This window comes from Streptomyces sp. NPDC051822, from assembly GCF_044452745.1.
Classification (GTDB): Bacteria; Actinomycetota; Actinomycetes; order Streptomycetales; family Streptomycetaceae; genus Streptomyces.
The window spans coordinates 1,112,902-1,135,177 of record NZ_JBITBZ010000001.1; the positions used below are offsets into that span (position 1 = coordinate 1,112,902).

Annotated in this window: 22 protein-coding genes and 1 tRNA gene; 4 read left to right on the forward strand and 19 right to left on the reverse strand. The window is 73.0% G+C overall.

Features of this window, described 5'->3' with window-relative positions:
- Nucleotides 1-18: 18 nt before the first annotated feature.
- Nucleotides 19-1,437 carry a peptidoglycan-binding protein gene (locus ACIA8N_RS04980; protein WP_365777900.1) on the reverse strand — a complete coding sequence of 473 codons (1,419 nt, stop codon included), beginning with the start codon at nt 1,435-1,437 and terminating at the stop codon, nt 19-21.
- 184 nt (nt 1,438-1,621) lie between these two features.
- Between ACIA8N_RS04980 and ACIA8N_RS04985 the strand changes: the two genes are divergently transcribed.
- Nucleotides 1,622-1,695: transfer RNA gene (locus ACIA8N_RS04985), tRNA-Lys, on the forward strand.
- Between the two features lie 60 nt (nt 1,696-1,755).
- On the opposite strand, the gene ACIA8N_RS04990 is transcribed toward ACIA8N_RS04985, so the two are convergent.
- The 13 genes from ACIA8N_RS04990 to ACIA8N_RS05050 all read right to left on the reverse strand — a co-directional run bounded on the left by ACIA8N_RS04990 (nt 1,756) and on the right by ACIA8N_RS05050 (nt 15,377).
- Nucleotides 1,756-2,436, reverse strand: a complete 681-nt coding sequence (locus ACIA8N_RS04990) for a class F sortase (protein ID WP_365777898.1) — start codon at nt 2,434-2,436, stop codon at nt 1,756-1,758.
- A gap of 2 nt (nt 2,437-2,438) precedes the next feature.
- Entirely contained in the window at nt 2,439-3,053 is a 615-nt protein-coding gene (locus tag ACIA8N_RS04995; RefSeq protein WP_365777896.1) for a hypothetical protein, read from the reverse strand.
- A 116-nt stretch (nt 3,054-3,169) separates the two neighbouring features.
- The gene (locus ACIA8N_RS05000) at nt 3,170-3,949 is read right to left on the reverse strand and encodes an HAD-IIA family hydrolase (protein WP_030223957.1); all 780 of its coding nucleotides are present in this window, start codon (nt 3,947-3,949) and stop codon (nt 3,170-3,172) included.
- Between the two features lie 272 nt (nt 3,950-4,221).
- Nucleotides 4,222-5,757 carry an alkaline phosphatase family protein gene (locus ACIA8N_RS05005; protein WP_365777894.1) on the reverse strand — a complete coding sequence of 512 codons (1,536 nt, stop codon included), beginning with the start codon at nt 5,755-5,757 and terminating at the stop codon, nt 4,222-4,224.
- Between the two features lie 150 nt (nt 5,758-5,907).
- On the reverse strand, nt 5,908-6,966 hold the full coding sequence (locus ACIA8N_RS05010) for a 2-aminoethylphosphonate ABC transporter substrate-binding protein (RefSeq protein ID WP_365777892.1): 1,059 nt from the start codon (nt 6,964-6,966) through the stop codon (nt 5,908-5,910).
- 59 nt (nt 6,967-7,025) lie between these two features.
- Nucleotides 7,026-7,841, reverse strand: coding sequence for an ABC transporter permease subunit (locus tag ACIA8N_RS05015; RefSeq protein ID WP_365777890.1), 816 nt, complete (start codon nt 7,839-7,841; stop codon nt 7,026-7,028).
- The gene (locus ACIA8N_RS05020; protein ID WP_365777888.1) at nt 7,828-8,730 is read right to left on the reverse strand and encodes a 2-aminoethylphosphonate ABC transporter permease subunit; all 903 of its coding nucleotides are present in this window, start codon (nt 8,728-8,730) and stop codon (nt 7,828-7,830) included. The genes ACIA8N_RS05015 and ACIA8N_RS05020 overlap by 14 nt, the downstream gene beginning before the upstream one ends.
- On the reverse strand, nt 8,720-9,790 hold the full coding sequence (locus ACIA8N_RS05025) for an ABC transporter ATP-binding protein (protein ID WP_365777887.1): 1,071 nt from the start codon (nt 9,788-9,790) through the stop codon (nt 8,720-8,722). Before ACIA8N_RS05025 ends, ACIA8N_RS05020 begins: the two co-directional genes overlap by 11 nt.
- Nucleotides 9,787-10,479 (reverse strand): phosphonatase-like hydrolase, encoded by a 693-nt coding sequence (locus tag ACIA8N_RS05030; protein ID WP_365777885.1) that lies wholly within the window; start codon nt 10,477-10,479, stop codon nt 9,787-9,789. The genes ACIA8N_RS05025 and ACIA8N_RS05030 overlap by 4 nt, the downstream gene beginning before the upstream one ends.
- Before the next feature lie 5 nt (nt 10,480-10,484).
- The gene (locus tag ACIA8N_RS05035; RefSeq protein WP_365777883.1) at nt 10,485-11,606 is read right to left on the reverse strand and encodes a TIGR03364 family FAD-dependent oxidoreductase; all 1,122 of its coding nucleotides are present in this window, start codon (nt 11,604-11,606) and stop codon (nt 10,485-10,487) included.
- A gap of 133 nt (nt 11,607-11,739) precedes the next feature.
- Entirely contained in the window at nt 11,740-12,507 is a 768-nt protein-coding gene (locus ACIA8N_RS05040) for a GntR family transcriptional regulator (RefSeq protein WP_365777881.1), read from the reverse strand.
- Between the two features lie 50 nt (nt 12,508-12,557).
- Nucleotides 12,558-14,150, reverse strand: coding sequence for a hypothetical protein (locus tag ACIA8N_RS05045; RefSeq protein WP_365777879.1), 1,593 nt, complete (start codon nt 14,148-14,150; stop codon nt 12,558-12,560).
- A gap of 123 nt (nt 14,151-14,273) precedes the next feature.
- Nucleotides 14,274-15,377, reverse strand: coding sequence for an ROK family transcriptional regulator (locus ACIA8N_RS05050; protein ID WP_365777877.1), 1,104 nt, complete (start codon nt 15,375-15,377; stop codon nt 14,274-14,276).
- A gap of 137 nt (nt 15,378-15,514) precedes the next feature.
- On the opposite strand from ACIA8N_RS05050, the gene ACIA8N_RS05055 reads away from it, so the two are divergent.
- Together ACIA8N_RS05055 and ACIA8N_RS05060 are read left to right on the forward strand one after the other, a co-directional pair.
- Nucleotides 15,515-16,621, forward strand: coding sequence for a Gfo/Idh/MocA family oxidoreductase (locus ACIA8N_RS05055; RefSeq protein WP_365777875.1), 1,107 nt, complete (start codon nt 15,515-15,517; stop codon nt 16,619-16,621).
- Nucleotides 16,618-17,094 carry a heme-degrading domain-containing protein gene (locus ACIA8N_RS05060; protein ID WP_365777873.1) on the forward strand — a complete coding sequence of 159 codons (477 nt, stop codon included), beginning with the start codon at nt 16,618-16,620 and terminating at the stop codon, nt 17,092-17,094. The genes ACIA8N_RS05055 and ACIA8N_RS05060 overlap by 4 nt, the downstream gene beginning before the upstream one ends.
- Nucleotides 17,095-17,123: 29 nt before the next feature.
- Here the strand turns inward: ACIA8N_RS05060 and ACIA8N_RS05065 are convergent, their stop codons facing one another.
- The 4 genes from ACIA8N_RS05065 to ACIA8N_RS05080 form a co-directional block, all read right to left on the reverse strand.
- On the reverse strand, nt 17,124-17,981 hold the full coding sequence (locus tag ACIA8N_RS05065) for a fumarylacetoacetate hydrolase family protein (RefSeq protein WP_365777871.1): 858 nt from the start codon (nt 17,979-17,981) through the stop codon (nt 17,124-17,126).
- 137 nt (nt 17,982-18,118) lie between these two features.
- Entirely contained in the window at nt 18,119-18,850 is a 732-nt protein-coding gene (locus tag ACIA8N_RS05070) for a membrane protein insertase YidC (RefSeq protein WP_365778186.1), read from the reverse strand.
- Between the two features lie 207 nt (nt 18,851-19,057).
- Nucleotides 19,058-19,369, reverse strand: a complete 312-nt coding sequence (locus tag ACIA8N_RS05075; RefSeq protein WP_030554746.1) for a DUF6412 domain-containing protein — start codon at nt 19,367-19,369, stop codon at nt 19,058-19,060.
- Nucleotides 19,370-19,462: 93 nt separating this feature from the next.
- Nucleotides 19,463-20,005, reverse strand: a complete 543-nt coding sequence (locus ACIA8N_RS05080) for a helix-turn-helix domain-containing protein (RefSeq protein ID WP_365777869.1) — start codon at nt 20,003-20,005, stop codon at nt 19,463-19,465.
- Nucleotides 20,006-20,098: 93 nt separating this feature from the next.
- Here ACIA8N_RS05080 and ACIA8N_RS05085 point away from each other — a divergent pair, with 93 nt between their 5' ends.
- Entirely contained in the window at nt 20,099-21,502 is a 1,404-nt protein-coding gene (locus tag ACIA8N_RS05085) for an MFS transporter (protein WP_399415682.1), read from the forward strand.
- On the opposite strand, the gene ACIA8N_RS05090 is transcribed toward ACIA8N_RS05085, so the two are convergent.
- Complete coding sequence (locus tag ACIA8N_RS05090; protein ID WP_399415684.1) at nt 21,460-22,269, reverse strand: class E sortase; 810 nt, start codon at nt 22,267-22,269, stop codon at nt 21,460-21,462. The genes ACIA8N_RS05085 and ACIA8N_RS05090 overlap by 43 nt on opposite strands.
- Between the last annotated feature and the right edge of the window lie 7 nt (nt 22,270-22,276).

Genomic DNA, 22,276 nt, shown 5'->3' on the forward strand with positions numbered 1-22,276 from the left:
CACCTCATGCTCTCGGGGTCATCGGAACAAACGCCGCCAGGTCTCCGGGCCCGGGTAGCCGTCGGCAGCCGCGCCGCGCCATCCCTGTGCCCGCTGGAACGCCTCGACGTTGCGGCGGTCCGCCTCCGTCCAGCGCGGACCGGGTCCCGACAGGTAGTGCTTGCCGAAGCCCCGCTTCACCAGTTGTTTGCCCAGCTTCTCCACATATGCGTTGGATTGGCCCGGACGGAAGGAGCCACGCCCGGGAAAGCCCGACGCATTCGAACTCGACCCGGCCGAACCACCCGAACCGCCGATGCTCTTGCCCCCGCCGGTCACGAGGAGCTTCCACGTCTGCGGGCCGGGCAGGCCGTCCGCCTCCTTGCCCTTCCAGCCCTGCGCCAGCTGGAACGCCTGGGTCGCGCGCCGGTCCGCGTCGCCCCACTTCGGGCCGGGTCCCTTGCTGTAGTACTTCTTGCCGCCGCGGTCGACGAGGAGCCTGCCGAGCTGGGTGACGTACGCGTTGGAGGCGCCGGGACCGAACATGGCCGTGCCGGGGTACGGCGTCGCCGTGGGCGTCGCCCCGCCGCCGGTGCTGCCGCCGCCGCTTCCGCCGCTGACCACGCCCTTGTAGCGGTAGGCCACGTACCGGTTGGAGTTCTCCCAGTACGCCAGGGGTGTCGCCTGCCTGCGGGTGCGCGGCTTGGTCTGCTCGTAGGCGACGTAGGAGGTGTGGGTGTAGTCGGTCCAGCCGCCGAAGATCGTGACGTGGGAGCCGCGCGTCGGGTTGGCCGGGTTGTGGAAGAGCAGGATGTCGCCGGGCTGGAGCTCGGTCCGGTCGACGCGGTCGGCGAAGCGGTCGAGACTGCCGGTCCACTCGTTGCTGCGCAGGTTCCAGGCCATCGAGATGTAGCCGGAGCAGTCCTGGCGGTAGCCGTCGGACCAGTACTTCTCCATGGAGTACGGGACCTGGGCCGTCACCCACAGCTTGGCGCGGTTGATGATCTCGGACCGGGTCGTCTTCCGCAGGGTGCCGGTCGAGACCTGACTGGTCGTCGGAGTCGCGATCGGGGAGGGCTGGGGCCCGGGGCCCGGCGCTCCGTGCAGGGGTTCCGGCCTGCCCTGCGGGGTGTCGGGTCGCGGGACGGTGGCGGTGCGGACCGCATCCGTGGAGTCCACCGCGTCCGTCTCATCCGTTGTGTCCGTCGTATCCGTCGTATCCGCCGGGGTGTACGGGCCCGCCGGCGGCGGGAGGGCCGTCGCCACCGAGGCCCCGCCTCCGCCCAGGACCACGCCCGCCGCCGTCACCAGGACCAGGGCGCGGCGGGCGCCGTGGGCCGCGGGGTGGCCACCCGCTCTGACGGGCAGGCCAAGCGCGAGGTCGCGCCGCTGCCGGGCGCACCCCGGGCAGCCGCAGTCGGCCGCTGGTTCGAACTCCTCGAAGACCGGCACGCTCATGCGATTCCCCTCCACACTCGTCAAGATCTTTTGACCCTTGGTTTTGGGCGTCAGTGTCTCAACTGTCTGGTCATATCGCATTTTGACGAACTAAAGGCTCTATACGACCATCCGACAGGCCGGTGGTGACCGATATTGGTCAGGAGCACGCCCGCACGTCAGGTAGAGTTCTCTCTGTCAGCAGGCGCCGCTAGCTCAGTTGGTTAGAGCAGCTGACTCTTAATCAGCGGGTCCGGGGTTCGAGTCCCTGGCGGCGCACGCAAAGTCAAGACCCCCTCACCGATGGTGAGGGGGTCTTGACCGTTTTCGGCCACCGGCTCAGACGCCGGCCGGGGCCCTTTCCGAACCCGTCAGATACGCCGAGACCACCACGTTCGCCGAGTACGTACCGGCCGCGCGGTCGAAGGTCCCGCCGCAGGTGATCAGGCGCAGCTCGGCGCGGTGCGGCTCGCGGGCGCCGTAGACCTTCCGGGCGTCGAAGTGTTCCCGGGAGTGGACCTGGACGTCGTCGACCGTGAATTCGGCGACCGATCCGTCCGTCCGGGTGACGCGGACCTTGGCGCCGGGACGGGCCGCGCTCAGGCCGTAGAAGACGGCCGGGCGGGTGTCCGTGTCGACGTGTCCGACGAAGAGGGCCGGGCCCGCCGCGCCCGGGCGGGTGCCGGAACCGAACCAGCCGACCGTGTGCGGCATCTCGTACGGCGGCGGTTCGATCGCCCCCGTGCCGTCCAGGCCCCGCGCCACGACGGGCGCGCTGATGCCGAGGGAGGGGATCTCGATCCGTCGCGGTGCGACGGGGGCGAGCGGGTCGCGGGCCGGGGGCAGCGCCGCCCCGAGCGGTCGGCCGACGGCGGCGATGTCGCCGGTGGTCGGCGCGGAGCTGCCGCCGGGCCCCTCGGTGGCCTCGCGGCCCCAGAGCCAGAGCCCGACGAGCAGCAGCGCCCAGGTCACGCCGGTGACGAGTCGCCCGGTGCCCGCCGGGCGGGATCCGGACGACATCGTCACTCCGCGTCCGTACCGGAGCCGGTGGTGCGGCGGCGGGAGCTGCGGAAGGCGACCGCGACGGCGGCGACGGCGGCCAGACCGAGGCCGAGCAGGGTGTACGGGGTGCCGAGACCGCTCTCGCTCGTGGTCTGGGCGACGCCGGGGGCGGCCGGTGCGGCGAACGCGGCGGTGCCGCCGCCGCCCGCGCGGACCGGGGCGACCGGGCTCGCGTGGTGGGTCGGCTTGCCGGCCGGCCTCTCGGTCGGCCTTTCAGTCGGCTTCCCCGTCGGCTTGTGCGTCGGCTCGTGCGTGGGCTTCCGGTGCTGGACCTGGACGGTGCCGACGTCGGGGTGGTCGTGGCCGTCGCAGGTCACGCTGACCTTGTACGTACCGGTCTCGAGACCGGACTTCACCGTGGTGTCGCCGAAGAGCGGCTTGCCCCCGCCGTCGCGGCCGGTGAGTTCCGCGTCGGCGACGAACGCCTGGGACTTCGCGGCGCCCGTCGTGCCCTTGCAGCCCTGGACGCGCACGTCGATGTCGGCGCCGGGCGAGGCGGTGGACGGGGTGACGGTGACCTTCACCCCGTCATGGGCGTACGCGCCGCCGGCGGCGGGCGCCAGTACGAGCAGCACGGCCGCCCCTGCGGCACGGAGAGCAATGGGACCTGAACGCATCGTGACCTCCTGGTACTGGCAGGGTCACCCGGATCCGTACTGATCGCATCCGCAGGGGCTCGGCCGGAGGGCCGCTACACCCGGTCGACGATGTCCGCGATCGAGTCGACGATCTTGGACGGGCGGAACGGGAAGCGGTCGATCTCCGCCTGCGTCGTCAGGCCCGTGAGCACCAGGAACGTCTGCATGCCAGCCTCCAGACCGGCCAGGATGTCGGTGTCCATCCGGTCGCCGATCATGGCGCTGGTCTCGGAGTGGGCGCCGATCGCGTTGAGGCCGGTGCGCATCATGAGCGGGTTCGGCTTGCCGGCGAAGTACGGCTCCTTGCCGGTGGCCTTCGTGATGAGCGCGGCGACCGAGCCGGTGGCCGGCAGCGGGCCCTCCAGGGAGGGGCCGGTCTCGTCGGGGTTGGTGCAGATGAAGCGGGCGCCGGCGTTGATGAGGCGTACGGCCTTCGTCATCGCCTCGAAGGAGTACGTACGGGTCTCGCCGAGCACCACGTAGTCGGGGGCGTGGTCGGTGAGGACGTAGCCGATGTCGTGCAGCGCGGTGGTGAGGCCGGCCTCGCCGATGACGTACGCGGTGCCGCCGGGGCGCTGGTCGTCGAGGAACTTCGCGGTCGCGAGGGCCGAGGTCCAGATGTTCTCGACGGGGACTTCGAGGCCCATCCGCGCGAGGCGGGCGTGCAGGTCGCGGGCCGTGTACATCGAGTTGTTGGTGAGGACCAGGAAGGGCTTCCCGGTCTCGCGCAGCTTCTTGATGAACGCGTCGGCGCCGGGGATCGGCACGCCCTCGTGGATGAGGACGCCGTCCATGTCGGTCAGCCAGGATTCGATCGGCTTGCGCTCTGCCATGGGTGCGGGACTCCTGCCGTACTGACGTGCGGTGTACTGGGGGCGCCGCGACAGCGCTGTGGCGACGCCCCCAAGCCTAGGGCCTGCCCGCCCGCGCAGGCTGGGTCAGGGAGCGGGCTCTGGTGCGTGCAGCTGCAAGGCGGAGGAGGGAGGCATGGCGGAGCCATGGCGACCGACGACAACGCGGCAGATGTGCGTGCCAGAGCCCGCGAGCCCAGCCGGTGCGGGCGGGGAGGTCCTGAGTCAGGATGTCCTGATGTTGACCCTGGTGATCAGGATGCGGTGACCTTGACCCCGTCGATCGTCCAGTACCAGTTGTTGGCGCCGGTGTAGCGGAAGCGGAAGCTCGCGCTGGAGGCGCCGGCGGGGACGGCGACCGTGAGGGACTGCGGCTTGGAGATGACGTCGGCCGTGTAGCTCCTGACCGGTGTCGGGGTGCCGCCGTTGAAGCTCACCAGGACCTGGGCGGACTGGGCGCCCTCCTGGCGGTAGAAGGTCGTGAAGTCGAGGGTGACCCTGGACGCGCCCGAGACGCCGTACGCGGGGGTCACGAGGGTCGAGTCGTACGTACCGGAGAACGTCTTGTCGGCCCACTCGTCGGAGTCGGCGACGGCGAAGACGCCCCGGGCGCGGACGTTGAGTTCGCGGGACTGGTCGCGCTGGGTGCGGGACCAGAACTCGTCGGTGGCGAAGGACCAGCCGCGCCACTCGGTCATGCCGCCGGTGCCCATGGCGTTGTTGATGACGGACCAGCCGCTGGGCGCGGTGTGCGTGAAGCCGAGGACCCCGGCGGGGATGCCGGTCTCGTCGACGCGGCCGGAGAGGGACCCGTAGAGCGCGTCGAAGGGGTCGGTGGAGCGCTCCTGGATCGGCTTGCCGTCGAGGCCCCAGGACGGGTCGGGGGTGATGCCGAGCTGGTGGTAGACGGTGGCGGCGACGTCGACGAGGCGGGTGTCGATGGGCCGCAGGCCGGCGGCGATGCCGGGGCCCTGGGCGAGGACGAAGGTGCGGCGCTCCTCGATGGCGGAGCCGCCGTGGCCTCCGGCGTCGGTGTGGCCGTGGTCGGTGGTGACGATGACCGTCCACCGCTCGGTGGCGTACCCGGGGCGGGCCTTGATCGCGGTGAGGAGACGGCCGAGGTAGGCGTCCTGGACGTCGATGGCGTCGAGGTACTTCTGGCTCGCGGCGCCGTGGTTGTGGCCGATCTCGTCGGTCTCGCCGAAGTAGACGAACAGGACGTCGGGGTTCTGGTTGCGCAGGATGTCCTCGGTGATGTCGGTGATCACGAGATCATTGACGACATAGTTGTTGTTGTAGACGATCTTGGCGTCGGCGCCGGGGGTGACCGTGCCGTGGGTGTCGAGCTCGGGCCAGTCGACGGCGGCGAAGAGGGAGAGCTCGGGGCGGATCTGGTGCAGCCGGGCGAGGAAGCCGGGGTACTGGCCGTAGTTCTTGCCGGTGAAGCTGTTGTCCTTGACGCCGTGCTTGTCGGGCCAGACACCGGTGGAGATCGTCGACCAGCCGGGTCCTGAGGAGGTCGCGGCCATCGGGTTGGCGTAGAGCAGCGAGCGGCCGTAGGTACCGTTCGCGATCAGGGACTTGAGGTGCGGGGCCTTGGCGGCGTCGATCCGGTCGTACCGCAGGCCGTCCATGCCGACGACGAGCACCTTGTCCTTGCTGGTGCCGTTGGGGAGCGTGGGCGAGGCCGCCTGGGCGGCGGGGGCGGTGGCGAGGCCGGTGGCGGCGACGGCCGCGGTGGCGCCGGCGGCGGCGAGCACGGTGCGGCGGGAGATGCCGGTGATCGGCATGTCGGAGTCCTCCGTGGAAGTCCGTGGAAGGGGGAAGGGGGTGCGGGCGCGCCAACGCCCCCGATTCCTCAGGGGCGTTGGTCCGTACCCGTTATCCTTCCGCGATGTACGGAGGTGTTCCAGGGTCGTGCGGTGAACTCTTGGTGCCGATCAGCTTCCGGTCGCGGACTTCCAGGCGTCCACATACGCCTTGAGGTTCCGGTCGATGTCGGACCAGTCCGGTTCGAAGACCTCGACGTCCACCATCAGCTTGGCGAGTTGGATGGCGTTGGCGTCGGTGGCGTTGACGTCCTTGCGGGCCGGGAAGCCGCCGCCGATGGCGCTGACCTCGCGCTGCGCGCCCTCGCTCAGCATGAAGTCGAGGAGCTTCTTGCCGTTCTCCGTGTGCGGGGCCTTGTTCACCAGGCCGGCCGCGTACGGCAGGGCGAAAGTGGTGGGCCTTCCGCCGTCCTTGGCCGGGAACCAGATGCCGAGGTTCGGCATGGACTTGGACTGGGCGAAGTTCATCTGCACGTCGCCGTTGGCGACGAGGAGTTCGCCCTTGTCCACCTTGGGGGCGAGCTTGGAGGTGGAGGAGGACGGGCCGACGTTGTTGGCCTGGAGCTTCTTCAGGTACTCCATGGCCGGCTCCTTCCCGCCGAAGTCGTGCATCGCCTTGATGAGGACGGCGGTGCCGTCGCCCGCGACGCCGGGGGTGGAGTACTGGAGCTTGTCCTTGAACTTCGCGTCGAGCAGCTCCTCCCAGGTCTTCGGGGCGGCGGGCAGCTCCTTCTTGTTGTGGATGAAGCCGAAGTAGTTGTTGACGACGGAGGTCCACTTGCCGTCGCCGGACTTGTCGCCGCCGTCGACCTGGTCGGCGCCCTGGGGCTCGTACGACTGGAGCAGGCCCTTGGAGTCGGCCTGCTGGATGAAGGGCGGCAGCGTCACGATCACGTCGGCCTGGGTGTTGCTCTTCTCGCGGAGGGCGCGCTGCACCATCTCCCCGGAGCCGCCCTCGACGTACTTGACCTTGATGCCGGTCTTCTTCTCGAAGTCGGCGAAGACCTTGTCGTACCAGCCGTCGCCCGCCTCGCCCTTGAGGCCGTCGGCGCTGTAGACGGTGACGATCTTCTCGTCGGAGGCGGCGGGGGAGCCGCCGCAGGCGGTGAGGCTCCCGGCGAGGACGAGGGAGCCGGCGAGGGCGGCGATCGGCTTGGCGTACGTGCGCATAACGTCGTTTTCTCCTAGCGGAAGTGAAGCGGCAGGGAAGCGGGGCTCTACGGCAGGCCCTAGCGGTACGAGGCCTTGGTGCGGATGCGGGAGACGGCGAGCAGGGCGAGGAGGGTCGCCGCCATGAGGACCACGGCGAGCGCCGAGCCGGTGAAGAGGGCACCGCGGTCGGTGCGGGTGAAGATGAGCACCGGGAGCGGCGTCCAGTCCGGCGGGTAGAGCATCATCGTGGCGCTCAGCTCGCCCATGGACAGGGCGAAGCAGAGCCCGGCGGCGGCGTTCAGGGACGGCAGGAGGAGCGGCAGCTTCACCCGGAGCAGGACGTACGAGGGGCGGGCGCCGAGGCTGGCCGCCGCCTGCTCGTACATCGGGTCGAGCCGCACGACGGCCGCCGACACGGACTGGTGGGCGAAGGCCGTGACCAGGACGGTGTGGGCGAGGATCACGATCCAGCGGGTGCCGTTGAGGAGTACCGGCGGCTGTGAGTACGCGACGAGGACGGCGAGGCCGACGACCACGGACGGCACGGCGACCGGCAGCATGAACAGGGCGTCGAGGACCCTCTTGGCCCTTCTGCCCCAGGGGCCGCCCGCGCCGAGCGCGGCTCCGGCGAGCGCCGCCCAGGTGCCGGCGGTCAGCGCGATCAGGCTCGCGGTGACGGCGGTGACCAGGCTGGTGGTGAGGGCCTGGAGGGACTCGCCGCGCACGGCCGCCGCGTAGTGCGCGGTGGTCGGTCCCGAGGGGAAGGCGCCGGACCAGTTCGTGGAGAACGAGGCGGCGACGATGACGAGGAGCGGGAGGGCGAAGAGGGGGACGAAGAGGACGGCGAACCCGGCCCACGCCGTCCACCTGCCCGTTCGGCTATGCACCAGCACGGCGGCTCACCCCCCGGTAGAGGACGTAGAGGCCCACGGAGAGGGCGACGTTGACGACGGCGACGACACAGGCGGCGGCGTAGTCCGATTCGAGGATCGCCTTGCCGTAGACGAGCATCGGGAGGGTCGTGACGCCCTTGGCGCCGGTGAAGAGGACGATCCCGAACTCGTTGAGGCACATGACGAGGACGAGGCTGCCGCCCGCTGCGAGCGCGGGCAGCGCCTCGGGCAGGATCACCTGCCGGACGATCCGCAGCGGCCGGGCGCCGAGCGAGGAGGCGACCTCCAGCTGGGCCGTCTCCATCTGGGAGAAGGCGGCGAGGAGGGGCCGCATCACGAACGGGGTGAAGTACGTGATCTCGGCGAGGAGGACGCCCCAGGGCGTGGTCAGGAAGTGGAAGGGGCCGGTCGAGTCACCGGTGACGTCCGTCCAGAGGCCGTTGGCCATGCCGACCGTGCCGTAGAGGAAGAGCAGGGCGAGCGTGATCAGGAAGGACGGGAAGGAGAGGAAGACGTCGATGAACTTCGACACCGCCTTCCCGCCGGGGAACGGGACGAACGCGATCACGACCGCGAGCACGAAGCCGAGGACCAGACAGCCGGCGGTGGAGGCGACGGCGAGCCACACGGTGGTGACGAGGGCCTCGCGGAAGGACGCGGAGGCGAGGACGTCGGCGTAGGCGCCGGGGGCCAGGGACTCCTGGACGACGAGCGCGAGCGGGTAGAGGAAGACGACGGCGAGGACGGCGACGGGGGGCAGGGCCCAGACCCAGGCGGGGATCGTGCGCTGCCCGCCCGTCGCGGGCACGGGTTCCGCCGGGGCGGAAGGGGCGGGCACGACGCCGGTTGCGGGGTGCTCCTCGACGAGACCTGGAGCCCTAGTGGCCATCGTTCACCCCTGCGGCCAGCACCACCGCGTCCTCAGGCGCGAAGTGCAGCGTCACCTCGGCGCCAAGCCGCGGCGTCTCCCGCAGCTCCCGCACGTCCGCCTTCACCCGGTGCCCGCCGATCTCGACGTACAGCCGGTGCGTGGACCCGCGCCACTGGACCTCGACGATCCGGCCGCGCAGCGCGTTCGGGCCCTCGCCGAGGCCGACGAGGTGGGGGCGTACGCAGAGGGTGGCGGCGGCGCCGGGGGCCGCGGCGCCGGGGGCCGCGGCGCCGGGGGCGACCTTCAGCCCGGTCCCTTCGAAGGCGACCCCGTCGGCGGTCACCGTCACCGGCAGCAGGTTCGCGTTGCCGACGAACGACGCCGTGAACTCCGTACGCGGCCTGCGGTAGAGGTCCTGCGGGGTGCCGCAGTCCTGGAGCCGGGCCTTGTCCATGACGGCGATCCGGTCGGCGAGGGTCAGCGCCTCGACCTGGTCGTGGGTGACGTACAGGATCGACACGTCCGGCAACTCGCGGTGCAGCCGGGCCAGTTCGGCGAGCATGCCGGAACGCAGCTGCGCGTCGAGCGCGGAGAGCGGCTCGTCGAGGAGGAGGACCTTGGGCCGGATGGCGAGCGCCCGCGCGATGGCGACGCGCTGCTGCTGGCCGCCGGAGAGTTCGCGGGGGTACCGGTGGGCGTAGGCCGCCATGCCGGTCATCTCCAGGGCCTCGGCGACCCGGCCGGGGATCTCGTCCTTCGGCGTCTTCCGCGCCTTCAGGCCGAAGGCGACGTTCGCCTCGACCCGCAGGTGCGGGAAGAGGGCGTACTGCTGGACGACCATCCCGATCCCCCGCCGGTACGGCGGGAGGGCGGTGACGTCGCGGTCGCCGATGAGCACCCGCCCGGAGACCGGCCGTACGAATCCGGCGACGGCCCGCAACGCGGTGGTCTTGCCGGAGCCTGAGGGCCCGAGGAGGGCCATGACCTCGCCGGGCTCGACGGTCAGGTCGAGCCGGTCGAGGACGGTGGTGCCGCCGTACGCGACGGACACGGCGTCGAAGCGGATGCCGCTGGTCATGCCTCGAACTCCCGGAGAAGTGCGGGCAGTCCGGCGACGGAGGGCAGGACGCGGTCGGCGCCGTGCTCGGCGAGCGCGGTCTCGCCGTGGGCGCCGGTCAGGACGCCCGTCACGATCCCGGCGCCGGCGCGGACGCCGCTGAGCATGTCGTACGAGGTGTCGCCCGCGACCACGATCCGGCGGACGTCGTCTACGGCGCCGGTACGGAGGAAGGCGGCGAGGACCATGTCGGGGTACGGGCGGCCCCGGCCGCCGGCGTCGGCCGGGCAGAGGGTGAGGCCGACGAGGTCGCGCCAGCCGAGGGCGTCGAGGATGGCGTCCTGGGTGACCCGGGCGAAGCCGGTGGTGAGGACGACGGTCCTGCCCTGCTCCTGGAGCGTGGCGATGGTCTCGGCGGCGCCCGGGATCGGGGCGATGCGGCCGTCGGCGACGAGTTCGCCGTACGCCTCCTCGAAGGCGAGGTTGGCCTGCCGGGCCCGGTCCTCGTCGCCGCCGAGGAGGTGGCGGAAGACGGAGATCTTGGACTCGCCCATGGTGGCGCGGACGTGGTCGATCATCGTTGCCGGGTCTTCGCCGAGGCGCTCGGCGGCGACGGTGAAGGCCTGTTCGACGAGGCCGTCGTCGGCGACGGTGGTGCCGGCCATGTCGAGGACGACGAGGTCGTGCCGCTGCTGCTTCTTGATGCTCATGTGATCTACCAGCCCAGTTCGTTCGCGGTGGTCTCGGCGATGGCGGGCGAGCAGGTCATGCCCCGGCCGCCGGGTCCCGTCACCAGCCACACGCCGTCGCGGACCCGCTGGCGGTGCACGACCCGGCTGGTGTCGACGCACTGCGCGTACACCCCGGCCCAGCGCCGCCTGATCTTCGGCAGCGGCCGGCCGAGGAAGGACTCGACGACGCGGGTGAGGTGCTCGTAGGGGTCTTCGAGGGTGTCGAAGGCGAAGGGGTGCTCGTACTCGTGGGTGTCGCCGATGGTCAGTCCGCCGTCGAGGCGCTGCACCATGAGCAGCTGCATCTTGTGGGCGGCGGCGGTCGGGTCCTGCGGCTGCGCGGCCTGGAGCGCGTCGAGGGCCTCGGAGGCGTAGGCCGGGTAGTAGCGGAAGGAGTCGGCGTCGGCGACCGAGGTGGTGAGCGGCTCGCCGAGGGGTTCGGTCTGCATCATCTGGAGCCGGACCCTGCGGACGGGTATCTCGCCGGCGACCTCGCGGACGAGGCCGGAGAGCGATGCGCCGGTGCACAGGACGACGGCGTCGCCGGTGTGGACGTCGCCGTGGTCGTCGCGGACCGCGTTCTCTCCAACGACATCCCGGACCTCGCGGTTCGGCAGGAAGGTGTACTTCCCGGTGGCGAGGAGGGCTTCGCGGAGGGCGAGCTGCGCGAGGCGCGGCTCGACGGCCGCGTCGCGCTCGCACCAGAGCGCGGCCTCGAACGCGCCGCGCAGGGCCGGGTTGACCGCGCGGGCCTCGTCGGCCGTGAGCAGCTCGTAGCCGCGGGCGGCGGCGTCGGGCCGGGTCACGGCGGCCTCGGCGACGGCCAGCTCGTGGGCGTTCCGCACGGGGGTGAGGGAGCCGATGGCCCGGAAGCCGAGGCCGGGGACGCGGGCCCCGATGCCCTCCCAGAGTTCGCGGGCGCGCAGGGCGGTGTCGAGTTCCTCCCCGCCCGCCCGGCCGCTGACCCAGATCTGTCCGAAGTTGCGGAGGGAGGCTCCGCGCGCCTCGGCCTCGCGCTCGATGTGTACGACCTCGTGGCCGCGTTCCACTGCGTGCCAGGCGTGCATGGTTCCCACCACGCCGGCTCCTACGACGATCACCTTCATGCCGACGACGGTCGCGGCGGCGGGTGGCCCTGGCGGGGACGGTGGGCGACGGGACGGTGAACGGACCGACAAGCTTGGACCAGACCCGTTACCGTTCCGTGATGCTACGTGGGTCGGGGCGGCCGACTCCCTGTCAGCCCTGCTCCCCCAGATGGGCCGTGAAGCTGAAGCGGTCGCCCCGGTAGAGCGTGCGCACCCGCTCCAGGGGGCGTCCCGCGGTGTCCCGGGAGACCCGGTGGAGCAGCAGCATCGGGAGGGCGGGCGGCGTGCCGATGAGCAGGGCCTCGCGCGGGGTCGCGAGCACCGTCTCGATGCGCTCGTCGGCCGTGCCGAACGAGATGCCGAGCCGCTCGTGGAGGTAGGCGTAGAAGGAGGAGTCCGGGTCGAACTCGACGTCCAGACGCGGGGCGCGGGCCTCGGAGACGTACGTGCTCTCCAGGCCGACCCGCTCGTCGTCGGCGAGCAGCACCCGCTCCATGTGCCAGACCGGCTCGCCGTGTCGGGCGCCGACCTCCGGCGCGAGCGCCTCCGGGCAGGGGAACCGGTCGAGCGAGATCAGACTGCGGCCGGGGCGGCGGCCCTGGCGGCGCACGCCCTCCGTGTAGCTCGCGAGCGACAGGGGCTGTTCGAGCTTCGGGCCCGCGACGACCGTGCCCCGGCCCTGGCGGCGCAGCCGCCCCTCCAGGAGGAGTTCGCGCAGCGCCTGCCGGACGGTCTCGCGGGACACCTCGTACCGGACGGCGAGATCGCGCTCGGTGGGCAGCAGCCCGCCCTCCCCCAACTCGTCCACCATCACGGTCAGTTTGGCCTTGACGGCGTAGTACTTGGGCACGCGGCCGTGCTCCGGGATGCCGGAGCGGACGGGGGCGCCGGGGGCTCCGGGGGTGTTCTGGTAGTTCACCGGGGGATGGTCGCAGACGGGGATGAACGGGAAGGTGTACGCCGCATGTCTCAGCGGTGCGGGACGCGGCGACGGTGGCGACGGCCCGAGCGGGCGAGGACGGCGCCGGTGTGGGCGAGGACCGCGCTGGAGCGGATGAGGGCGGCGCCGGAGAGGACGAGTACGGCGGCCAGGGGGGCGAGCACCAGGGCGTACCGCTCCGACTCGCCGCCGGTGCTGGCGAGTTCACGGCCTGGATCGGCCGGGTCACGGGGGGTGGAGCCGGGTGGGCGCGGCGCGATACCGGGGGCCCTGGAGGCGTCGGGGGGCTCGGGCAGGGCGGACGGGTCGGCCGGGTCGTGCGGGGCGGTCGGGTCGGCCGTGGGCTCTTCGGGCGCGATGGGGTCGGCGGGGCCGACGGTGAGGCGGTAGTCGCCGGACTCGCCGACCCAGTCGCCGTCGGCGCCGCGGCGCTGCACGACGGCGGCGTTGACGACGACCTCGTCGGGGGCGGTCTCCGCGCGGAAGGCCAGCCGTACGGGGACGGTGACGGTCCCGCCCGCGGGAACCGAGAAGCCGCCGAAGTCGGTGAACACGCCTACGTTCTCCGCCTCTTCGGTCCCTTCGAAGGTGACGGGGTGCCACCGTGCGGCCCCTTCGTCGTAGAACTCGAAGCGGATCTGCTCGGGGCGGAGCGCGCGGTCGCGGTCGGTGAGGACGAGGACGGGGTGGACGCCGGAGCAGGGTGCGGTGGTGGTGTTGGTGAGGTCGAGCTTCCACTCCCGGAAGGGCCCGCCGGCCGGATAGTCGACGGGCCCGCCGTGCAGCCGGGTGTCGAGGGGGAAGGCGGACCCCTCGGCGGTACCGCAGAGGGGTGCGGGGGGATCGGGGGCGGGAGCGAGGTCGGCGGGAGCGAGACCTGCGGGGGCGGGACCTGGTGGGGCGGGAGCGGAGAGACCGGAGCGGGTGGAGGGCGCGGGCTTCAGCGATGCGGGTGGCGAGACCTGAAGGCGGCCAGAAGCCACGGAGGCGGAGGCCGGGGGCAAGGAGGCGGAGGCCGGGGACACGAAGGCGAAGGCCGGGGGGACGAAGCCAGGGACCGAGAGCGACAGGCCCGAACGGCTGGAGGGCGCCGGGCTGAAGGCGGTCGGGCCGGGGGCCGCGAGGCCCGGAACCGCTGACGACGGGGCGGCGAGGCCGGGGGCCACGACCCCCGGGGGCAGCAGGCCAGGGGGCGCCAGGCCGAGGGCCGGAAGCGACGGGGCCGCGGAGCCCCGAACCGCAACCGACAGGGCCACGGGACTGGGGGCCGACAGACCGGGGGTCGCCAGACCGGGGGTCGCCAGACCGGAGGCCGCGAGCGACGCAGCCGCCACGCCGGGGGCCGACAGGCCATGGCTCGCCAGACCGGGGGCCGCCAGACCGGGGGCCACCCGGCCGGCGGACGCGACCGGCGGGGCTGCCAAGCCCGGGGCCTGGGCGGTCGCACGGGTGCCTGTGGCCGGTGCCGTCAGGGGCCGTTGGGCGGCGGTCTCGGGGGCCGCCGTCGCGGTCGTCGCAGTCGCCGCCATCGCGGCTGTCGCGGCCGTCGCGGTGGCTGCCATCGCGGCTGCCGCCGCCAGGGCGGCGCGGGCGCTGCGCGGTCGCAGGGGGGCTGATGCCATGGGCCTTGGCCTTTGCTGCTCGCCGACGTACGGGTCGGCCGCGACCCTGCCACGCCCGGAGGAGCGGGCCGGGCAGCGACACCGCCCTCGCCCCGGACCGGCCGCCCAATCCGCCCGATCAGCCTATTTTCCGAAGATCGGACCGAGGATGAGCCAGGCAGCCCCCTCGGCCACCGCGTCCGGCTCCGCCGCGACGCCCACGGGGGCCGTCAGGCCGAGCCCCGCCAGGACCTCCCGTACCCCGTCCGCGAACACACCCGGCGCCGCCAGCACCGCACGCCCGCCCAGGAGGACCTGGTCGATGTCGAGGAGCCGTACGACGTTGGCCGCGCCCGCGCCGAGGATGCGCGCCGCCTCGGCGGGTTCGCCGCGCCCGACCGCCGCCAGGCACAGCACCTCCAGGCAGCCGCGCCCGCCGCACCCGCACGGGGGCCCGTCGAGCTGCACGATCTGGTGCCCGAGTTCGCCGGCCCCCGTCCTGTCCCCGCGCAGCGGCGCCCCGCCGAGGACGAGCCCGGCGCCGAGCCCCGTACCGAGGTGGACGTAGGCGAAGGAGCCGGGGGCGGCGGGCCGGATGGCGAGGCCGAGGGCGGCGGCGTTGGTGTCCTTGTCGAGGACGACGGGCAGCCCGAGGCGCCCGGCCAGCTCCTCGCGTACGGGATGGCCGTCCCACTGCGGGAAGCCGGTCACCCGGCCCGCCACGCCCGCGCGGTGGTCCAGGGGGCCCGGCATGGCGACCCCGACGCCGAGGACGGCACGCGCCTCGGCACGCGCCTCGGCAGGCACGTCGGCAGGCACGTCGGCAGGCACGTCGACACTCGTGTCGTCGAGCGTGCCGGCGAGCAGGGCCCGTACCTCCTCCGTCACCGCGTCCAGAACGGGCCCCGCCCCCTCCCCTAGGTCCAGGGGGCGGCGGCGCAGGGCCACGACCGCCCCCGCGAGGTCGGTGAGGAGCGTCGTCAGCTCGTCGCGGTCGAGGTGGACGCCGACGGCGTACCCGGCGGAAGGTACGAGCCGCAGGACCGTGCGCGGCTTGCCGCCGGTCGAGGCCCGGTGCCCGGCCTCCGTGGCGAGGCCCTCCGTCCGGAGTCGCGCGGTGATCTTGCTGACGGCCTGCGGGGTGAGGCCGGTCCGCTCGGCCAGCTCCAGTCGGCTGATGCCCGGCTCCCCGGCAGTGCGCAGCAGGTCGAGCACGAGCGCCGCGCCGCGACTGCGCGCCGCCGACACCAGTACAGGTACCGGTACCGGTACCGACCCCGCCCCCGGTGCCGGTGTCGGCCCGTTCACTCCACCCAGATCCCTCGTCACCTGCCCATTGTCGCCGCCGCTTGCACTTTGGCAACCCCGTTGCTTAAGTGGGCGGCATGACTGGCACCGACTCCCGCACCCCCCTCCGCGTCGGACTCGTCGGCTACGGCCTCGCGGGCTCCGTCTTCCACGCCCCACTGATCGCCGCCTCCGAGGACCTGGTCCTGGCCGCCGTCACCACCGGCAACCCCGAGCGGGCCGCCGAGGCCCGCGCCGCCTACCCCGGGGTCCGGGTGGTCGCCACCGCCGAGGAGCTGTGGGAGGGCGGGACGGATGGGACCGACGGGGCGGACGGGCTCGACCTGATCGTCATCGCCTCCCCCAACAAGACGCACGTGGCCCTCGCCACGGCCGCCCTGGAGGCCGGTCTCCCGGTCGTCGTCGACAAGCCGCTGGCCGGCACCGCCGCCGAGGCCCGCACCCTCGCCGCCCTCGCCGAGGAACGCGGCCTGCTGCTCTCCGTCTTCCAGAACCGCCGCTGGGACAACGACTTCCGCACCCTCCGCCGCCTCATCGACGAGGACGCGCTCGGGGAGGTCCAGCGCTTCGAGTCCCGCTTCGAGCGGTGGCGCCCGATGCCCAAGGGCGGCTGGCGCGAGTCCGGCGCGGCCGAGGAGATCGGCGGGCTCCTCTACGACCTCGGCAGCCACGTCGTCGACCAGGCGCTCGTCCTCTTCGGCCCGGTGGTCTCGGTGTACGCCGAGTCGGACGTGCGCCGGCCGGGCGCGGCCGCCGACGACGACACCTTCCTCGCGCTCACCCACGCGAACGGCGTCCGCTCCCATCTGTACGTGAGCGCCACCACCGCCCAGCTCGGCCCCCGCTTCAGGGTGCTCGGGCAGCGCGCCGGCTTCGTGAAGTACGGGCTCGACCCGCAGGAGGCGGCCCTGCGCGAAGGCCTGCGGCCCGCGCCGGGCGCGGTGTGGGGCGCGGAACCGGAGGAGCTGTGGGGCCGGCTCGGCGCCGGCGAGTCGCCGCTGAGCGGCGGCGGAACCCCGGTCGAGTCGCTGCCCGGCGACTATCCGGCGTACTACGCGGCCGTCGCCGCCGCCCTGCGCGGCACCGGCGAGAACCCGGTGACGGCGTACGAGGCCGCCGCCGCGCTCGACGTCCTGGAGGCGGCGAAGCGGTCGGCCCGCGAGAACGTCACGGTGACGCTGTGAGCAGCCCGGAGGTCACCGCCATCGAGGCCCAGGAAGCACGCCTGGTCCTCCCCCGGTTCACGTACGAGGACGCCTGGACGCTCGGCACCCTGCTCGTCGGCTTGGCGCGCGAGCGCGAGGCCCCGGTCGCGATCGACATCCGGCGCGGGCCGCAGCAGCTCTTCCACTGCGCACTGCCCGGCTCCAGCGCGGACAACGACGCCTGGATCGACCGCAAGCGGCGGGTCGTCGAGCGGTACGGCGTCAGCTCGTTCCTGGTCGGCGCCCGGTTCCGCGCCAAGGGGACGACCTTCGAGGCGTCCTCGCGCCTCGACCCCGACCGGTACGCCGCACACGGCGGCTCGTTCCCGGTCGCGGTCGAGGGCGTGGGCGTGATCGGCTCGGTCACGGTCTCGGGCCTGCCGCAGGCCGAGGACCACGCCATGGTCGTCGAGGCGCTGGAACGCCTGCTCAGCTCGTACGCCTCCGTGTAGGGGGTACCCCTGCGGGCACCCCCTGTCGGTCAGGCGCTCTTCAGCTCCTGCCGCTGCCGGCCGAGGCCGTCGATCTCCAGCTCGACGACGTCACCGGGGCGCAGGTACGGCTTGGGCTCCGGCTGCCCCATGGCGACACCGGAGGGCGTGCCGGTGTTGATGACGTCGCCCGGGTAGAGGGTCATGAACCGGCTGACGTACCGGACGACCTCCGCGACCGGGAAGATCTGGTCGGAGGTGTGGCCGTCCTGCTTGAGCTCGCCGTTGACCCAGAGCCGGAGGCCGAGCGCCTGCGGGTCGGGCACCTCGTCGGCGGTGACGAGCCAGGGGCCGAACGGGTTGAAGGTCTCGCAGTTCTTGCCCTTGTCCCAGGTGCCACCGCGCTCGATCTGGAACTCGCGCTCGGAGACGTCGTGGGCGACGGCGTACCCGGCGACGTGCGCGAGGGCCTCCTCGTCGGTCTCCAGGTAGCGGGCGGTGCGCCCGATGACGATGGCGAGCTCCACCTCCCAGTCGGTCTTCACCGAGCCGCGCGGTACGAGCACGGTGTCGTCGGGGCCGACGACGGTGTCGGAGGCCTTCAGGAAGACGACGGGTTCGGCGGGGGTGGCCTGGCCGGTCTCGGCGGCGTGCCCGTGGTAGTTCAGCCCGATGCACACGACCTTGCCGATCCGGCCGACGGGCGGGCCGACGCGCAGCCCGGTGGCGTCGAGCGCGGGCAGCACGCCGGCGCCCGCGGCGCCCCGGATCCGGTCGAGGGCGGAGGCGTCGGCGAGCAGACTGCCGTCGATGTCGTCGACAAGGGCGGACAGGTCGCGGAGGACCCCGTCCCGGTCGAGCAGGGCGGGACGCTCGGCTCCCGGGGGGCCGACACGCAGCAGCTTCATGGACTTCTCCCTGTGGTCGAGGCGGGCCCGGGAAAGGCCCTGAGGTACCCCGGCCGATGGAGTGCGGCCATCGGAGGATTGGTCGATCCTCCAAGACAAAGGGTCACTCTGCAAGACCCCGTTCACACCCTGGACCCTTACGCGCGAGTAGCAAGGGGCTTGGCCTCCGCCTCCTCGCGGAAGAGGAGGGCCCTTTCGACGGCGGACCAGGTGGTGCTGGTGACCACGTAGAGGGCGGCGGCGAGCGGGACGACGGCGACCGTGATCAGGGTGGCGAAGGAGAGCAGCGGCATGACCTTGGTGATGGCTCCGGCGCCCGGGGTGGGCTGCCCCAGGTCGAGGGGCTGGGCTGCGAGCTGCCGCTTCGTACGGCGGTAGGTGAAGGCGGCCACCCCCGCGACGAGCGCGAAGAGGACCAGGTACACCTGCCCGGCGGGACCGACGACGCCGCCGTGCGCGAGGGCGTCGGCCCAGTGGTCGCCGAGCGGGGCGGCGAAGAGGGTGTGCCCGCTCATCCGGTCGCCGGCGAACAGGTGGTACATGACGAGGAACGCGGGTGCCTGGAGGAGGCTGGGGAGGATCCCGGCGAGGGGCGAGACCTTCTCCCGCGCGTGGAGTGCGGTGAGCTCCTTCCTGAACCGCTCGGGGTTCTTGGCGTGCTTCTTGCGGAGCGCGGCGATCTGCGGCGCGATCCGGGTGCGGGCCTTCTGGCCACGGGCCGAGGCCCGGGACAGCGGGTGGATCGCGAGCCGCACGAGCATCGTGCAGAGGACGATCGCGGCGGCCGTGGCGGTGGTGGCGAAGAGCGGCTGGAGCAGGTCGGCGAGCCGCTCGACGAGGGAGGCGAAGACGGACAGAAGGTCGGACAGGAGGTCGGACAAGGGAGCCCTCCGTGGGGTCTCGTCGTGCCGGGGGAAACCGGAAGAGATTCGGGTCTCGGCATGACGGATCCGCGCGGGAGCTGGTCCGGGGTGATGCTGATAGGTCCGGAGTGGTGGTGCCGGTCCGATGCGATGGCGGTCCGGACACGTGGTGGTCCGGACGCGTGGCGGTCGGACCGGTGGTGCGGGGGCTCCCTACACGGCCGTCAGGAGGGGACGGCCGGGAGCGCGGGGTCTGCGGCGCCCTGCGGCGTCGGGGTCGCGCTGGGGCAGGAAGGCGGTGCGCCGCTCGCGGTCGCGGATGGCGGTACGGACGGCGGTGGGCGGCACGGCCGGGGCCGTACGGGCTCCGAAGAGGGCGCAGACCACGGTGCTCGCGGCGAGGGCCACGGCGCCGGAGACGCCACCGGAGACGACACCGCCGCCGTCGGAGAGGAGCAGATCGGCGAGGGCGAGGAGGAAGAACAGCGGCGCGAGCACGCGCAGGACCAGTGCCCTGATCGTCATCCCGCCACCTCCTCGTCGTCGTGTGTCACGTGATGTCACGTGGTCTCTCACCGATGTCACGTGATCTCTCACCGAAAAGACGCACGGGCTCCTTCAGGAGTTCCCGCCCTCAGGATCGTGCTGGAGAGGCACGAGGAGCCGGCGGGCGCCGAGGAGTGCGCGGCCGACCGGATCGCCGGGATCCGGGTCGAGCCCGGCGCCGGGGCGCATCTCGACGTCGCCCGGCGGCACGGGGACGCGGCAGGCCGGGCACTCGCCGTACGGGCCGAGTTCGGTGCCGCAGTCGGCGTGGTGGAAGTGGCGTACCGGTACGGCGCCGGGGACCTCGGCCCGTCCCCACGCGCCGAGCGCGCGCAGCACCGGCCAGAGGGCGAGCCCGCGCGCGGTGAGCACGTACTCGTCGCGCGGGGGCGACTCCTGGTAGCGCCGCCGTTCGAGGACGCCGGCCTCGACGAGGGCCTGGAGGCGGGCGGCGAGGACGGCGCGGGGGGCGCCGAGGTGGGTGAGGAAGTCGTTGTAGCGGCGGACGCCGTAGAAGGCGTCGCGGACGACGAGGAGGGTCCAGCGCTCGCCGACGACCTCGAGGGCGCGGGCGATGGAGCACTGCTGCTGGGCGTAGTCCTTGCCGAGAGCCATGGGATCCATCGTACCCACGAAGGTTCATTCAATGAACTCACCTGCTAGCTTGAGTCCGCGCCGCCCAACCGCTCACAGGTGGAGGTTCCTGCCGTGCCCGAGCTCGCGCCCGCCGCCCACGCCGCCGCCCCGCCGCACGGCTCCCGCAGCCCGGCCACCACCCTGGCCGTCACCGCCACGGCCACCGCCGTCGCGCTGATGAACTACACGGCCCCGATGCTCACCCTCCCCGACATGGCCGCCGCCTTCGGGACCCCCGCCTCCGCCGAGGCCTGGCTCCTCAACGGAACGCCGCTCGGCCTCGCCGTCCTCCTCCTCGTCGCCGGCAGCCTCGCCGACGCGCACGGGCGCCGCCGGGTCTTCCTCCTCGGCACCCTCGCCCTTGGCGTCACCACCGCCCTCGGCGCCCTCGCCGGCTCCACGCTCACCTTCACCCTCGCCCGTGTCGCCCAGGGCGCGGCGAGCGCGGCCGTCCTCGCGGGCAGCCTGGGCCTGCTCGCCCACGCGTACCCGGCGGGCCGGGACCGGATCAGGGCGACCGGGATCTGGGGCGCGTCCGTCAGCGGCGGCATAGCCCTCGGCCCGCTGCTCGCGGGCGCGCTGAGCCTGGCGGACTGGCGGCTCGCGTACGGAGTACTGGGTGCGGCGGCACTCGTGACGGCGGCGACAGGCGCGCGGAGGCTGCCGTACGACAGGCCGGAACCCGACCATCAAGACCGCCGCCCCGACATCGCGGGCGCGACCACCCTCGGCCTGGCCCTGGCGGCCCTGCTCACCGCACTCACCCTGGGCAGGGACGGCTGGCTGCGCCCCCAGGTGGGCCTCCTGCTCCTGGCCTCCGCGGCCCTCACGGCGGCGTTCGCGGCGGTGGAACACCGGATCCGTACGCCCATGGTGGACCTGGCGTTGCTGCGGAGGCCCGCGTTCCTGGCGTCGGTCCTGGGGGCGCTGTTCACGGGCCTGGCGGTGATCGGCCTGTTCAGCGTGGTGCCCGCGCTGCTCCAGGGCGGGGCCGGGATGTCACCGCTGGGGGCGGCGTGGCTGTTCGTGCTCTGGTCGGGCACGGCGTTCGTGGTGGCCCTCCAGGCACGCCGGCTGGCGGTCTCGGCCCCCTACCAACTAACGCTGGGGTTCGCCCTGTCGGCGGCAGGAATCCTGGCCCTCCTCGGGAGCGTCGAGGGCGGCCCCTGGCCACGCCTCGTCCCCGGCCTCCTCCTGGCGGGCGCGGGCAGCGGCCTCCTGAACGCGGCGCTGCCCCGGCTCGCGGTCGACTCCGTGCCTCCGGAACGCGCGGCGATGGGGTCGGGCGCCAACAACACCGCGCGCTACATCGGATCCTCGGCGGGCGTGGCCCTCACCCTGGCCCTGGGGCCTGCGGGCCCGGACACCGCCCTGCTCGTTTCGGCGGGCCTGGCGGCGACCGGCGCGGCACTCACCCTCGTACTGGCACGAGGTCACCGGTCCGGGACGAGCGTCGCCCAGACGACGAGCCGGTAGGCGCTGCTGAACTCCGGCGTGCAGGTGGTGAGGGTGAGGTAGGCGCCGGGAGCCCCGTACCCGTACGAGGGCTTGACGAGCGACCGCGGCACGGCCCGTATGACCCCCACGTCGCGGGGAGCGGTCCGGGCAAGTATCTGGTCGACGCGATACGTGTACGTGGCATCCCGGGTCCGTACGGAGATCTCGTCGCCCTTCACCAGCCGGTTCAGGTACCGGAAGGGCTCGCCGTGGGTGTTCCGGTGCCCGGCGAGCGCGAAGTTCCCGGTCCGGCCGGGCGCGGCGGTGCCGGGGTAGTGGCCGACGTACCCCCTGTCGAGCACGGACCGCTTGGAGACGCCGTGGGCGACGGGGGCGGTGAGCCCGAGGCGGGGGATACGGAGGACGGCGAAGGCGGCGGAGGAGGAGGGACCGGAGGACGGCCGGGAACCGCCACGGCCGGCAGGAGGGGAGAGGGAGGAGGAGACGGACGGAGAGACAGCCGCAGGTACAGACGGAGAAACGGGCGGAGGTACAGAGGGAGGAACCGGTCGGGGAACGGGGGGTGGAGAGATGTCCCACTCCCGCTCGAGAACACGCACCTGCTCACGGGCCTCGGCGCGGGCCTCCTGGTTGGTCCACCACAGCTGGTGGACGACGAGAAGGAGAAGGACAACGCCACAGGTGACGACGGCCTCGGCACCCGTCCACAGCAGACGGGCAGGCGTACGCCGCCGCCCTCGCGACTGGACGACGACCGGCACCCGCTCCCGCCCCCTGGCCCGCACGCGGGCA